The sequence below is a fragment of the Mycobacterium sp. ACS4054 genome, from assembly GCF_001667275.1.
GTDB lineage: Bacteria > Actinomycetota > Actinomycetes > Mycobacteriales > Mycobacteriaceae > Mycobacterium.
The window spans coordinates 12,252-25,280 of the sequence record NZ_LZHV01000029.1 but is presented as its reverse complement, the minus strand read 5'-3'; the positions used below and the strand labels follow the sequence as shown (position 1 = coordinate 25,280).

Here is a 13,029-nt window from a genome sequence, read left to right as displayed (position 1 = left end):
GCAAGCGGGCGGTGCCCCCACCGCCGCGCTTGCGATCGCCGCTACCGAATCGCGCCGACGATGTCCCCCGACATCGCGCCCAGCTGCCCCGACCACGAGCCCCAGCCGTTGTCGCCGCCGCCGGGGAAGTCGAAGTGACCGTTGTGCCCGCCGTTGCTGCGGTACTGCTGGTAGAACTCGCGGGAGCTGCCCATGGCCGCGCCGGCCTGGCCGATCATCGCGGCGTCGTCGCCGCCCATGTTGGTCGGGCTGTAGACCCACACGCGGGTGTTGTTCTGCGCCAGCAGCGAGGCGTGGACGTAGGGGTCGTGCCACTTCCACCGGCCCAGCTGGGGTGCGCCCCACATGCCGTTGCCGTCGACGCCGCCGAACTGCTGCAGGCCGGCCAGGATGGCGCCGTTGTAGTTGGTGCTCGACGGGTACAGGAAGCCCGACAGCGAGCCGGCGAAGCCGAAGCGGTCGGGGTGGAACGCGGCGAGCGCCATCGCGCCGTAGCCACCCTGCGAGGCGCCGACGGCGGCGTGGCCACCAGGTGCCAGGCCCTTGTTGGCGGCCAGCCAGTTCGGCAGCTCGCTGGACAGGAACGTGTCCCACTGCTTGCTGCCGTCCTGCTCCCAGTTGGTGTACATGCTCCAGGCCCCGCCCGCGGGCGCCACCACCGAGATTCCCTTGCCGCCCAGCGTGTTCATCGCGTTGCCCGCGGTGACCCAGTTGCTGACGTCCGGGGCCGCGTTGAAGGCGTCCAGCAGATAGACCGCGTGCGGGCCGCCCGCCAGGAAGGCCACCGGGATGTCGCGGCCCATCGCCGCCGACGGCACCATCAGGCTCTCGTAACCGGCCGCCCTCGCCTTGCCGGCCGGTCCGCCCGTCACGATGACACCGATCAAGCCGACCGCCAGCGCGGCCACGTAGACCGCCCGAAGAAGCGCCGACATACCCCGCACGACCCTCATGTCCACCCTCCATCGTCTAGTCGCTGTCTGCACATTAGCCAGCGCCGTAGTTCCCCCGCCCGCGGGGTAGTGAAACAAATCACACACCAAAACCACTGGCGGCGGAAACCCCGAGGGGTTCCCGCCGCCAGTCGCGTGATTTTTAGGGCTTAGGTGCCCTGGCCGTTGGTGCCGTTTCCGGCGGCCGCAGCGGCCGTGGCCGGCCCGGCGCCCGGGGTGGCACCCAGCGCCGACTGCAGGTCAGGCTTCATCGCCTGCAGCTGCGCGCCCCAGTAGGGCCAGTCGTGGGTGCCGTTGGCGTCGAAGTTCCACACCGCGTTGTTGCCACCGGCGGCCTTATACGCGTCCTGGAACTTCAGGTTGGAAGTCCGCACGAAGCCCTCGAGGAACTTGGCGGGCAGGTTGTCGCCACCGAGGTCGGACGGCTTGCCGTTACCGCAGTACACCCAGATGCGGGTGTTGTTGGCGACGAGCTTGCTGACCTGCAGCGACGGGTCGTTGCGCGCCCAGGCCGGGTCGCTCGACGGCCCCCACATGTCGTCCTTCTTGTAGCCACCGGCGTCACCCATGGCCAGCCCGATCAGCGACGGGCCCATGCCCTGCGACGGGTCCAGCAGCGCCGACAGCGAGCCGGCGTAAACGAACTGGTTCGGGTGGTAGGCGGCGAGGATCAACGCCGACGACCCGGCCATCGACAGACCGACGGCGGCGTTGTTGGTCGACTTGACCTGCTTCTGCGCGGACAGGTAGGCCGGCAGCTCGCTGGTCAGGAAGGTCTCCCACTTGTAGGTGGTGCAGCCGGCCTTGCCGCAGGCGGGCTTGTACCAGTCGGAGTAGAAGCTGGACTGACCACCGACGGGCATGACGACCGAAATGCCGGACTGGTTGTACCACTCGAACGCCGGGGTGTTGATGTCCCAGCCGTTGAAGTCGTCCTGCGCGCGCATTCCGTCGAGCAGGTACAGCGCGGGCGAGTTGGCGCCACCGCTTTGGAACTGAACCTTGATATCGCGGCCCATCGCCGCGGAAGGAACCTGCAGGTATTCCACCGGCAGACCGGGGCGCGAGAAGGCACCAGCGGTCGCCGAGCCCCCCACGGCGCCAATCAGGCCCGAGAGCAGCGCCGCGCCTGCGGCTGCCACCACGAGCCGCCGCGGCATGCCGGCCACGGCGCCGCGAAACCTGTCGACAAGCGTCATCCTTGCTTCCTCATCCTTCTTCGGCGCGCCCGTCATCCGGACGCGTCATGTGTGGGTCGTACTGCATACGATCTCCGCGCAGCAGTGCCCGTGTAGTCAACCACACCTTGAACCGTCGAGTCGCATCGAGGCGGGCCCGCAGAGCGCAATTCGGCCCCCGTCACCCGGCGTGTTCAAGGCGAATCTACGACGGTGTAAACGGTGTTTCCGCATGTGCTTGCGCGCTATGGCCAGCTGGTTAAGCCCGAAATGTGATGTTGCTGGGAATTTTTCATCCGGCACGGTTCGTAACGATTTTGAGATCGGCCGAAAATTCTTCTGCGCGGGCCTTACTCGCGCGGTGGAGGTGGCGCCTCTGCGGGCACCGGCAGTCCGCATCTGGCGAGCTCGTATCGCGGCACGCGGTCGATCCGGTACGTGGTGAATTCATAGGAATGCAGCAGGTTGGATAGGAATCGGTGCGGCGTCATGGGTGCGCGCACCGAACTCAGCACGGCCTGCGTCTCGGGGCATTTCAGGGCCGCTACCGCCTCCGCGACCCACTGCTCGTCCAGATAACCCGGAACACCGGGATACACCTTCACCCACGGGCCGTCGGCGATCACCCAATCGGGGAAGAGGTTCTTGTCGTGCCCGATGCGGCCGTGCTGCAGCCGTTCCGTGTGCTGCGCAAGCGGATTCGCCAATCCGATCTGGTCGATCACCCGGACGTCGAGGCCGACGTTCATGCCCACCATGCCGAGGTTGGTGAAAAACACTGCGTGCTGGGGCTTTTGGGGGGCACTACCCGGTGGCGGCTGGAGCATCGGCACCAGGTCCCACTGGATGTAATTGCCCGACGGCAGCAGTAAGGCCCCCTCCGGGGTGTTGTCCAGGGCGGTCAGGATGGCCGCCATCCGCGGATAGCCCAGGTAGTCGGCCGCGGTCAGCGGATGCGCGTGGCCGGTGGCCTGGGCGTAGAACCGGCGCTCGTCGACGATTCCGGAGTAGGTGACGTGGGTGGCGTCGTCGCCCATCCCCGGCGAGTTCGCCGCCCACAGCGACCAGCCGGCCAGACCCAGCCACAGCGCGCTCGCCGCCCCGGCCACCCAGTACCCCGTCTCCCGCGAGTAGTCCTGGCCGTCCGGGATGGCCACCGGGATGACGGCGACCGGGGCCAGCAAACAGAACAGCGGCGCCAGCAGCACCCGTCCGTGCATGAAGTCACCGCCTTGGCGGATCCAGTAGAGCGCCTGGATCAGACCGCTCACCAGGACGAAGGCCACCACCGCCGGGGGGCTCTGGACGGCCCGGGCCAGCCGCCCGTAGTCGGGGGCCAACGCGGGACGCAGGAACGAGGGCCGGCGGCGCGCGGCCAGCAGCAGCACGCCGAGCGGCACCAGGAGCACCACCGGCACCCATACCGCGTAGGGCGCGTCGAAGTTGGCCAGGTAGATCATGCCCTGCGACCACTTGTCGCCGGCCGCATCCTTGGCCAGGGCGGTCCCGGGGACCAGCAGACCGTAGTAACCCATCCGGAAGATCTCGTAACCGACGGGCAGCAATCCGCCGGCGACCACGATCAGCGCCCGACGGCGCCAGCCGCGCGCGGCGACCAGCATCATGATCAGGGCCAGCCCGCCCATCAGCGCCAGATCGGGCCGGACCAGGACGCTGAACCCGGCGACGAACGCCAGCGCGCCGACGAAGATCGGGCGATCCGGGCGGTTGCGCACCGGCTGCGCCCAGCAGACCATCATCCACCACAGCAAACCGAGATAGGCCAGCACCAGCCCGCTCTCCAGACCGGAGGTGGCGAAGTCACGAGCCGGCGGCAGCGCGACGTAGACCAGCGCACCGCCCGGCAGCATCAGCGCCCTGCGGCCGCGCAGGCTGGGCGCGTACAACCGGGCGGCCCCCAGCATCAGCAGCGCCACGCCCAGGACCGAAAGCGTCAGAGCCAGAGCCAGCGCCACGTATTCCATCCGCATCGGACCGCCCACCCAGGCCCCGGCGTACATCAGGTAGGTCCAGGCGGTCGACGTGTTGGCCTCCACCCGCTCACCCTGGTTGAACACCGGCCCGTTGCCGGCGAGCAGGTTGCGCACGGTGCGCAACACGATGAGCCCGTCGTCGGCGATCCAGCGGCGTTGCCAAGCGCCCCAACCGAACAGGACGACGACCACCACCACGCTGACCCACAGGCTGACCCGCACCATCGTGGTGTAGGGAAATACCGGCCAGCCCAACCGCCTGATGACCGGCCGGCTGCGCATCATCCGCGCTTTGAGGGCCTGCAGTTCGGGGCTAGCCGAAGGCAACGGCGGCTCCAAGCGTCGCGATCCACGCCAGGAAAAGCAGCTGCAGCACCCGGTCGCGCAGCGCAATGTCTTCGGGCTCGCCTGCCAGCCCGCCGTCGACGTCGACGGCGTAGCGCAGGATCGCGATGGTGAACGGAACCATCGATACCGCGAACCACGATCCGGAGTGGCGGTCACGCTCGAACGCCCACAACCCGTAGCAGAGCACCACCGCAGTTGCCGACATCGTCCAGACGAACCGCAGATAGGTGCTGGTGTAGCTCTCCAGGGACTTGCGGATCGCGGCGCCGGTGCGCTCGGCGACCTGCAGTTCGGCATACCGCTTGCCGGCGACCATGAACAGCGACGCGAACGCCGCCGAAAGCAGGAACCATTGCGATAGCGGGATGCCGGTCGCGGCGCCCCCGGCGATGGCCCGCAGCAGGTACGCCGACGACACGATGCAAATGTCCATGACCGCTTGGTGTTTCAGGCCGAAGCAGTACGCCAGCTGCATGCTGAGGTACACGGCCATCACCACCGCCAAGTCGGGGGTAAGCCACCAGGCGAGCGCCAGGGAAGCCGCCCCTAGGACCACCGCGAGGGTGTAGGCCAGCCATTCGGGCACCACACCCGCCGCGATCGGCCGGAACCTCTTGGTGGGGTGCTCGCGGTCGGCGTTGACGTCGCGCACGTCGTTCACCAGATAGATCGACGAGGCCGCCAGGCAGAACACCACGAACGCCACGGACACCTTGGTCAGCACGTCGGCGTAGTTGTAGTGCACCGGGCCGCCCAACGCTGCCAGCGGCGCGGCCAGCACCAGAACGTTCTTCACCCACTGCCGCGGGCGGATCGCCTTGACCACCCCGACAACCACGTTGCCCGACGGCCCGGTCACCACGTCCTCACTCATTCGGCCACACCTTCCCCGTCCGGCCCTGCAGCCGGACCGTGATTCGCGCGACGGTGGCGCCCAGCGCGATGCCGCACGCCACGTCGCTGGGATAGTGCACGCCCAGCAGCATCCGCGACAAGGCCATCGGGGGGACCAGGAGGGCGGGCAGCGGCAGACCGGTGATCCGGCCCATCAGGATGGCCGCGGCGGTGGTCGAGGTGGCGTGCGCCGACGGGAAACTGAGCTGGCTGGGCGTGCCGACGTTGACCACGACGGCCGGATCGTGCGGCCGCTGGCGCCGCACCACCCGCTTGACCACCACGGCGGCGGCGTGCGCGGCGAACGCGCCGGCCCCGGCCACCAGCCAATCCCAGCCCCGCTTCGGCATCAGCAGCGCACCGACCGCCGCCACGGCCAGCCAGCCGATGCTGTGCTCGCCGAAGTGGGACAGGCCGCGCGCCACGGTCAGCACGCCGGGGCGGTCGGCGAGCGCGGATTGCACCGCCACCAGGGCGGCCACCTCACCGCCCGGGGGGACCGATTCAGGCATGCTCTCGCTCGGCGTGCGCGGGCAGCAGCGCCGTCTCCCACTTCTGCTTGCTGGACAGCACCGGCAACGCGTCCCGATAGATCTTGCGCATCTCGTCGAACCGGCTCGCCAGCCGGCGCTGCCGGCGCAGCGAGGCGAACAGCAGCTGGAACATCTTGCGCCGATCGCGTTGCCGGTAGACCACCCCGCACCCGTCGGCCGTCGTCACGGTGACGCCGTCGACCGTGCACAGCCGGAACCAGCGGGCGTCCTGGGTGGGCACGTTGTACTGCGGACGCCGGTGCGCGTCGGGGTCGGCCTTGGTCGCGTTGTGCGCGATGCCGCGGGCCAGCCGGTAACCGATCGACACCGGGTTCACCGGCGGCTTCATCGCCTTGGTCTTGTTCGACGGCGTCGGCAGCTCGCTGGCCGCCGGCAACACGACCGCGTCCGGGTATTCCTTGCGCAGCCGGTGCACCTCGGGCAGCGCCGATTCCAGGATCGAGAAGATGTGCTCGGGGCCGGCCAGGAAGTCGTCGATGGCCCGGTTCTGGATCGCGACGGTCGAATATTCAAGGCAGGCAAGGTGTTTCAGCGTGGCCTTGAGGTGGCTGCGGACCAGGCCGGTGATGTCACCGTCCCAGTGCATGGCGGCGACCACCAGCCGGTTGCGCAGGTGGAAGTACGCCTGCCAGTCGATGGCGTCGTCCTTGTCGCTCCAGGCCATGTGCCAGATCGCCGCGCCGGGCAGCGTGACGGTCGGATACCCGTGCTCGCCGGCGCGCAGACCGTATTCGGCGTCGTCCCATTTGATGAACAGTGGCAGCGGTTGGCCCAGTTCCTCGGCGACCTGCCGCGGGATCATGCACGTCCACCAGCCGTTGAAGTCGACGTCGATCCGTCGGTGCAGCAGTGCGCTGCGAGAGCTCTTGTCGTTCAACGGAAATTCCGCGAAATCGTGGTCGTACTCCGCGTGCGGCGCGGCGGTCCACATGAAGTTGGACTGGTTGACCACCTCGCCCATGATGTGCAGGTGCGACGGCTCCTGCAGATTGAGCATCTGGCCGCCGATCAGCATCGGCTTCTTGGCGAAGCGGTGCAACGCCAGCACCCGCAGGATCGAGTCGGGCTCGATGCGGATGTCGTCGTCCATGAACAGAATCTGTTGGCAGTCCGTGTTTTTCAGCGCCTCGTACATCACGCGGCTGTAGCCGCCGGAACCGCCGAGGTTGGGCTGGTTGTGGATGGACAGCCGGCTACCCAGGCCCGCGGCCGCCGCCGCGAAGTCCGGGTGATCGCGCACCTTGCGGACACCCTGGTCCGGGACGATCACCGCGCCAATCACCTCGTCCACCAACGGATCCGCGGTGAGGTCGGCCAGGGCGTTGACGCAGTCGGCCGGCCGGTTGAACGTGGGGATCCCCACCGCGATGTTGGCCGTGCCGGGAGCGGGCTCGGTCGCATACCAGCCGCCGCTGACCAAGTTGACCGCGGTGTCGGTGGTGATGTCGAACCAGATCCAGCCGCCGTCCTCGAATGGTTTGAGCGGCACCTCGATCTCGACGATCGCCGGCTGCTCGTCGGTGCCGACGAACTGGCGGCCCTCCACGGAGATCCGCACCCCGGTGGCCTTGGTCCGGTACACGTCGACGCGGCCGGTTCCGGTCAGTTCGACGCGCAACACCACCGCCGTGCAGATCGACCAGCGGCGCCAGTAGCTGGCCGGGAACGCGTTGAAGTAGGTGGCGAACGAAACCTCGGACTCTTTGCCGATTTCCAGCGACGTGCGGCTGGTCGCGTGCGCGCGCCGGGCGTTGGTGGTCGACTCCTCCAGGTACAGCTTGCGCACGTCGAGGGGTTCCCCCGGCCGCGGCAGGATGATCCTGGAAAGCAGGCTTACAGCGGTCATTTAGCGCCGCTCTCCCCCGCAAGCGGGTGGTACCCCCACCTCATCGCTGGCCTCCTCATTTCGTCGCCGGCGGTCATCCCCCCGCACCTTCCTCCACTAGGGCTTTGCCGTCGCGCAGGTGCGGCGCGATGGTGTTGTCGTACATGTTCAGTGCGCTGGCGATCGCCATGTGCATGTCCAGGTACTGATAGGTACCCAACCGGCCACCGAAAAGCACTTTGGACGAAGCGGTTTCGGCCTTCGCGCGCGCCCGGTACGCGGCCAGCAGGGCCCGGTCGGCTTCGGTGTTGATCGGATAGTAGGGCTCGTCGTCGTCCTCGGCGAACCGGGAGAACTCGCGCATGATCACCGTCTTGTCGGTCGGGTAATCGCGCTCGGGGTGGAAGTGGCGGAACTCGTGGATGCGGGTGTAAGGGACGTCGAGATCGTTGTAGTTCATCACCGACGTGCCCTGGAAGTCGCCGCGATCGGTCAGCACCTCGACCTCGAAATCCAGTGTGCGCCAGCCCAACCGGCCTTCGGCGTAATCGAAATAGCGGTCCAGCGGGCCGGTGTAGACGATCGGCGCGTCGGGACTGTCGGCGCGCAACTGGTCGCGGACGTCGAACCAGTCGGTGTCCAGCCTGACCTCGATGCGGTCGTCGGCGGCCATGTTCTGCAGCCACGCCGTGTAGCCGTCGATCGGCAGGCCCTCGTAGGTGTCGCTGAAGTACCGGTTGTCGAAGGTGTAGCGCACCGGCAGCCGGGTGATGTTGGCGGCCGGCAGTTCCTTGGGATCGGTCTGCCATTGCTTGGCCGTGTAGCCCTTGACGAACGCCTCGTACAACGGTCGCCCGATGAGCGAGATCGCCTTCTCCTCGAGGTTCTGCGCGTCCTCGGTCTTGATCTCACCGGCCTGCTCGGCGATCAGCCGGCGCGCTTCGTCCGGGGTGAAGTACTTGCCGAAGAACTGCGACACCAGGCCCAGCCCCATCGGGAACTGATAGGCCTGCCCGTTGTGCATCGCGAACACCCGGTGCCGGTAGTCGGTGAAGTCGGTGAACTGCCGCACGTAGTCCCAAACCCTCTTATTAGAGGTGTGGAACAGGTGCGCGCCGTACTTGTGGACCTCGATGCCCGTCTGCGGCTCGGCTTCGGAATAGGCGTTGCCGCCGATGTGCGGGCGGCGTTCCACGACGAGCACGCGCTTCCCGAGTTGGGTAGCCACGCGCTCGGCAATGGTCAGGCCGAAGAATCCGGAGCCGACGACGAGGAGGTCGAAACGAGCGGTCATCGGTTGCTTAGGGTATCCGACCGCGTGGGCCTAACCCATTTGGCGAGGCCACGGAGTCCGCGATCGGCCGATTGACGAGGAGCGCGGGCGCCTCAGCCCGGCGATCACGGTCGGGGTCGCAATTACCTCACGATTCAATATCACCACTCTAGTCACAACAATCTCACTCGTACCATCGATTCTGTGTGGATCTCGCCGGGTGGAGCCGGCGGGCCACACCGACACAACACAGTTGACGATTGAGTTGTCCAGATTGAGGAGACTTCCGTGCCGAACCGACGCCGACGCAAGCTTTCGACAGCCATGAGCGCGGTCGCCGCCCTGGCAGTGGCGAGTCCTTGCGCGTATTTCCTTGTCTACGAATCGACGACCGGCAGCAAGCCACCCGAGCACCACGACTTCAAGCAGGCGGCCGTGATGAGCGACCTGCCGGGCGAGCTGATGGGCGCGCTGTCGCAGGGGCTGTCGCAGTTCGGCATCAACCTGCCCCCGGTGCCCGCGCTGGGCGGGGGTGCGACCAGCACCCCGGGCCTGACCAGCCCCGGCCTGGGCACTCCGGGCCTCGGGACTCCGGGGCTCACCAGCCCGGGCCTGACCAGCCCCGGTTTGACCAGCCCAGGCTTGACCAGTCCCGGTTTGACCAGCCCCGCGTTGACCAGCCCGAGCCTGACCAGCCCCGGCGCGGCCAGCCCCGGCTTGACGACCCCGGGCCTGGCGCCCACGACGCCGGGGCTCACCGCGCCCGGCGCGTTGCCGACCACCCCGGGTGCCGGAGTGGCGACCCCGGGCGCGGGGCTCAACCCGGCGCTTTCCAACCCCGGGCTGACCAGCCCGGCCGGCGTCGCGCCCGGAGTGGGCAGTCCGACGGCCGCCGGTGAGGTGCCGATCACGGCCCCGGCCGCGTTGGACCCGGGCGCCGACGGGACCTACCCGATCCTCGGTGACCCGTCGTCCTTCGGCAACGGCTCGCCGATCGGCGGCGGCACCGGCCTCGGCAGCGGCGGCGGCGGGAGCTCGAGCGGCGGCAGCGGCGGTCTGGTCAACGACGTCATGCAGGCCGCCAACCAGTTGGGCGCCGGTCAGGCCATCGACCTGCTCAAGGGCTTGGTGATGCCGGCGATCACGCAGGGACTGCACGGCGGCGCGGGGGCGCTGCCGGGCGCCGCCGGTGCGCTGCCGGGTGCGGCGGGTGCGCTGCCGGGCGCGGCCGCCGGCGCGTTGCCGGCTGCTGCGGGCGCTCTGCCCGGCGCGGCGGGCGCTCTGCCCGGCGCGGCGGGTGCCCTGCCGGGTGCAGCGGGCGCTCTGCCCGCTGCCGCGGGGGCCCTGCCGGCCGCCGCGGGCGCTGCCGGGGCGTTGCCGGCCGCCGCCGGTGCGGCGCCGGTCCTGCCTCCCGTCTAGACCTTCGGGGAACCCTCCAACCAGACGGCACCGCAGATTTTTTCTGCGGTGCCGTCGATTTTTGTCCACATTCGGGACGCCCAGCTCGTGTCGTCTCATCATTAACATTAGAAACACAAGTAACATCGGCTGGTGTCTCCTAGCCGTGGGCCGACGACGTTGCTCACCGCCATCGTGGCGACCGTCGTCATCGTGTCTTGGGTGGCGGACACGACGCGCGACCGCGGCACAGCCGGGTCGCCGCCGGCCCGCGGCACCCAACTGGCCGAACAGCCGCTGGTCGGCCTGGGCGGGGGCGTGACGGTTCGCCAGATCAGCCAGGACACCCCGTTCTCCCTCGTCGCGCTCACCGGCGACCTGGCCGGCACGTCGACGCGGGTGCGGGCGAGGCGCCCCGACGGTTCCTGGGGGCCGTGGTACCAGACCGAGTACGAAACGGCGGCGCCCGACGGGGCGACGGCCGCCGGGTCCCTGGAGGGGCCGCGCGGCACCGACCCGGTGTTCGTCGGCACCACCACGACCGTCGAGATCGCGGTCACCCGTCCGATCGATGCGCCGGTGACCCAAGCGCCGCCCGCACCGCCCAGCGAGGCCGCCCTGGGTTACAAGCCGGCGTCCCGCGAACAGCCGTTCGGGCAGAACATCTCCGCCATCCTCATCTCGCCGCCGCAAGCGCCCACCGAGACGCAGTGGACCCCACCGTCCGGGGTCCTGATGCCCGGGCAGGCGCCCGCCATCATCAGCCGGGCGCAGTGGGGCGCCGACGAATCGCTGCGATGCGGTAGTCCCCAGTACGACAACGGGATTCGCGCCGCCGTTGTGCACCACACCGCGGGCAGCAACGACTACTCGCCGCTGGAATCGGCCGGGATCGTCAAGGCCATTTACACCTATCACAGCAAGACCCTGGGCTGGTGCGACATCGCCTACAACGCCCTGGTCGACAAGTACGGCCAGGTGTTCGAGGGCAGCGCCGGGGGACTCACCAAAGCGGTCGAGGCGTTCCACACCGGCGGCTTCAACCGCAACACCTGGGGCGTGGCGATGATCGGCAATTTCGACGACGTACCCCCGACCCCGATTCAGCTGCGCACCCTGGGCCGGCTGCTCGGCTGGCGACTGGGCCTGGACGACGTCGACCCGAAGGGCACGGTCGCGCTGGAGTCGGCAGACAGTCACTACACCACCTTCCCGGCCGGTTCCGTCGCGACGTTGCCGACCATCTTCACCCACCGCGACGTCGGCAACACCGATTGCCCGGGCAACGCCGCCTACGCCCTGATGGACGAAGTGCGCGACATCGCTTCGCATTTCAACGATCCGCCGGAGGAGTTGATCAAGGCCCTGCAGGGCGGCGCGATCTACGACCACTGGCAGGCGATGGGCGGGATGAACAGCGTGCTCGGCGCGCCGACCTCACCGGAAGACAGCGCCGAGGGCGACGCTCGGTACGTCACCTTCGCAAGGGGTGCCATGTACTGGTCGCCCGCCACCGGCGCCCAGCCCGTCACCGGCGCGATCTACGACGCCTGGGCGTCACTGAGCTACGAACGAGGCCCGCTCGGTTTGCCGACCAGCGCGGAGATCCAAGAGCCGCTGCAGATTACGCAGAATTTCCAGCACGGGACGCTGAACTACGAGCGCCTCACCGGCAACGTCACCGAGGTCGCCGAGGGAATCACCACGCCGCTGTCGACCCAATCCCCCAGCGGCCCAACGGTTCCGCCCGAGCACTTTTCGCTGCCGGCGCATCCGTCGACCTAGGGGCTGAGCCACCAGCGTTCCAGCACCCGCCCCACCCCGTCGTCGTTGTTGACGGTGGTGACCTCGTCGGCCGCGGCCAGCACGTCGGGGTGGGCATTGCCCATCGCCACGCCATGGCCGGCCCAGCGCAGCATCGGTAGGTCGTTGGGCATGTCGCCGAAGGCCACCACCTCCTCGCTGCCGATCTGCAGCGGCCTGGCCACCTCGTCCACACCGGTGGCCTTGCTGATGCCCAACGGCACGATTTCCACCAGGCCGTTGTTGGTGGAGTAGGTGATATCGCCCTCCAGGCCGACATGCTTGGCCAGCGCGGCGGCCATATCGGCGCTGCGGGCCCCGTTGCGGCGGATCAGCAGCTTGATGGCAGGCGCGCTGAGCAGGTCCTCGATCGACACCTCGGTGTTGTCCGGGTTCAGCCACGCATGTTCGTAGCCGGGCGAGCTGATGAACTGCGGGGTCGCCGTGTCGTGGGCGCGTTCGCCGATGCGCTCGACGGCAAGGCCCGCCCCCGGGATGACGCGCGTGGCGATCTCGGCCAGCTCGGCCAGGGTGTCGACCGGCAGCGTGCGCGCGGACACCACCCGGTCGGTCGACGGGTCGTAGACGACCGCGCCGTTGGCGCACACCGCGATCGGCGCGAAGCCGAGCGCGTCGACCACGGGGCGTATCCAGCGCGGCGGGCGGCCGGTCGCCACGACGAACTTCGCGCCTGCGCCGACCGCGGCGCGGATGGCGTCGCGGGTGCGCGGGGTGATGGTTTCGTTGTCGTCGAAGAGGGTGCCGTCGACGTCGCAGGCGATGAGCGCCGGCTGGGTCACGTTGACGTC

Annotated in this window: 10 protein-coding genes; 2 read left to right on the top strand and 8 right to left on the bottom strand. The window is 68.8% G+C overall.

Annotated elements, in window-relative coordinates; genetic code table 11:
- Positions 1–41: 41 nt before the first annotated feature.
- The 7 genes from A5730_RS05610 to glf form a co-directional block, all read right to left on the bottom strand.
- Positions 42–944 carry an esterase family protein gene (locus A5730_RS05610; protein WP_067896870.1) on the bottom strand — a complete coding sequence of 301 codons (903 nt, stop codon included), beginning with the start codon at positions 942–944 and terminating at the stop codon, positions 42–44.
- Between the two features lie 158 nt (positions 945–1,102).
- The gene (locus A5730_RS05605) at positions 1,103–2,152 is read right to left on the bottom strand and encodes an esterase family protein (RefSeq protein WP_055403908.1); all 1,050 of its coding nucleotides are present in this window, start codon (positions 2,150–2,152) and stop codon (positions 1,103–1,105) included.
- A gap of 329 nt (positions 2,153–2,481) precedes the next feature.
- On the bottom strand, positions 2,482–4,452 hold the full coding sequence (gene aftB, locus A5730_RS05600; RefSeq protein WP_304442312.1) for a terminal beta-(1->2)-arabinofuranosyltransferase: 1,971 nt from the start codon (positions 4,450–4,452) through the stop codon (positions 2,482–2,484).
- The gene (locus A5730_RS05595) at positions 4,439–5,347 is read right to left on the bottom strand and encodes a decaprenyl-phosphate phosphoribosyltransferase (protein ID WP_067896775.1); all 909 of its coding nucleotides are present in this window, start codon (positions 5,345–5,347) and stop codon (positions 4,439–4,441) included. The genes aftB and A5730_RS05595 overlap by 14 nt, the downstream gene beginning before the upstream one ends.
- Entirely contained in the window at positions 5,340–5,879 is a 540-nt protein-coding gene (locus tag A5730_RS05590) for a phosphatase PAP2 family protein (protein WP_067896772.1), read from the bottom strand. Before A5730_RS05590 ends, A5730_RS05595 begins: the two co-directional genes overlap by 8 nt.
- Entirely contained in the window at positions 5,872–7,767 is a 1,896-nt protein-coding gene (locus A5730_RS05585) for a glycosyltransferase (protein ID WP_067896770.1), read from the bottom strand. The genes A5730_RS05590 and A5730_RS05585 overlap by 8 nt, the downstream gene beginning before the upstream one ends.
- 73 nt (positions 7,768–7,840) lie before the next feature.
- On the bottom strand, positions 7,841–9,040 hold the full coding sequence (gene glf / locus A5730_RS05580) for a UDP-galactopyranose mutase (RefSeq protein ID WP_067896766.1): 1,200 nt from the start codon (positions 9,038–9,040) through the stop codon (positions 7,841–7,843).
- Between the two features lie 267 nt (positions 9,041–9,307).
- Between glf and A5730_RS05575 the strand changes: the two genes are divergently transcribed.
- Together A5730_RS05575 and A5730_RS05570 are read left to right on the top strand one after the other, a co-directional pair.
- The gene (locus A5730_RS05575) at positions 9,308–10,438 is read left to right on the top strand and encodes a PirG (RefSeq protein ID WP_197506160.1); all 1,131 of its coding nucleotides are present in this window, start codon (positions 9,308–9,310) and stop codon (positions 10,436–10,438) included.
- Positions 10,439–10,570: 132 nt separating this feature from the next.
- Positions 10,571–12,202, top strand: coding sequence for an LGFP repeat-containing protein (locus A5730_RS05570; protein ID WP_197506158.1), 1,632 nt, complete (start codon positions 10,571–10,573; stop codon positions 12,200–12,202).
- Here A5730_RS05570 and A5730_RS05565 read toward each other — a convergent pair.
- Positions 12,199–13,020: a Cof-type HAD-IIB family hydrolase gene (locus tag A5730_RS05565; protein ID WP_067896758.1), complete on the bottom strand. Its 822-nt coding sequence runs from the start codon at positions 13,018–13,020 to the stop codon at positions 12,199–12,201. The two genes, A5730_RS05570 and A5730_RS05565, sit on opposite strands and share 4 nt — an antisense overlap.
- Between the last annotated feature and the right edge of the window lie 9 nt (positions 13,021–13,029).

Bases quoted from the DNA above. Each gene is read 5' to 3' on its own strand.
- A5730_RS05605 (WP_055403908.1), bottom strand. From the start codon at position 2,152: ATGACGCTTGTCGACAGGTTTCGCGGCGCCGTGGCCGGCATGCCGCGG.
- A5730_RS05590 (WP_067896772.1), bottom strand. From the start codon at position 5,879: ATGCCTGAATCGGTCCCCCCGGGCGGTGAGGTGGCCGCCCTGGTGGCG.
- A5730_RS05585 (WP_067896770.1), bottom strand. From the start codon at position 7,767: ATGACCGCTGTAAGCCTGCTTTCCAGGATCATCCTGCCGCGGCCGGGG.
- A5730_RS05595 (WP_067896775.1), bottom strand. From the start codon at position 5,347: ATGAGTGAGGACGTGGTGACCGGGCCGTCGGGCAACGTGGTTGTCGGG.
- glf (WP_067896766.1), bottom strand. From the start codon at position 9,040: ATGACCGCTCGTTTCGACCTCCTCGTCGTCGGCTCCGGATTCTTCGGC.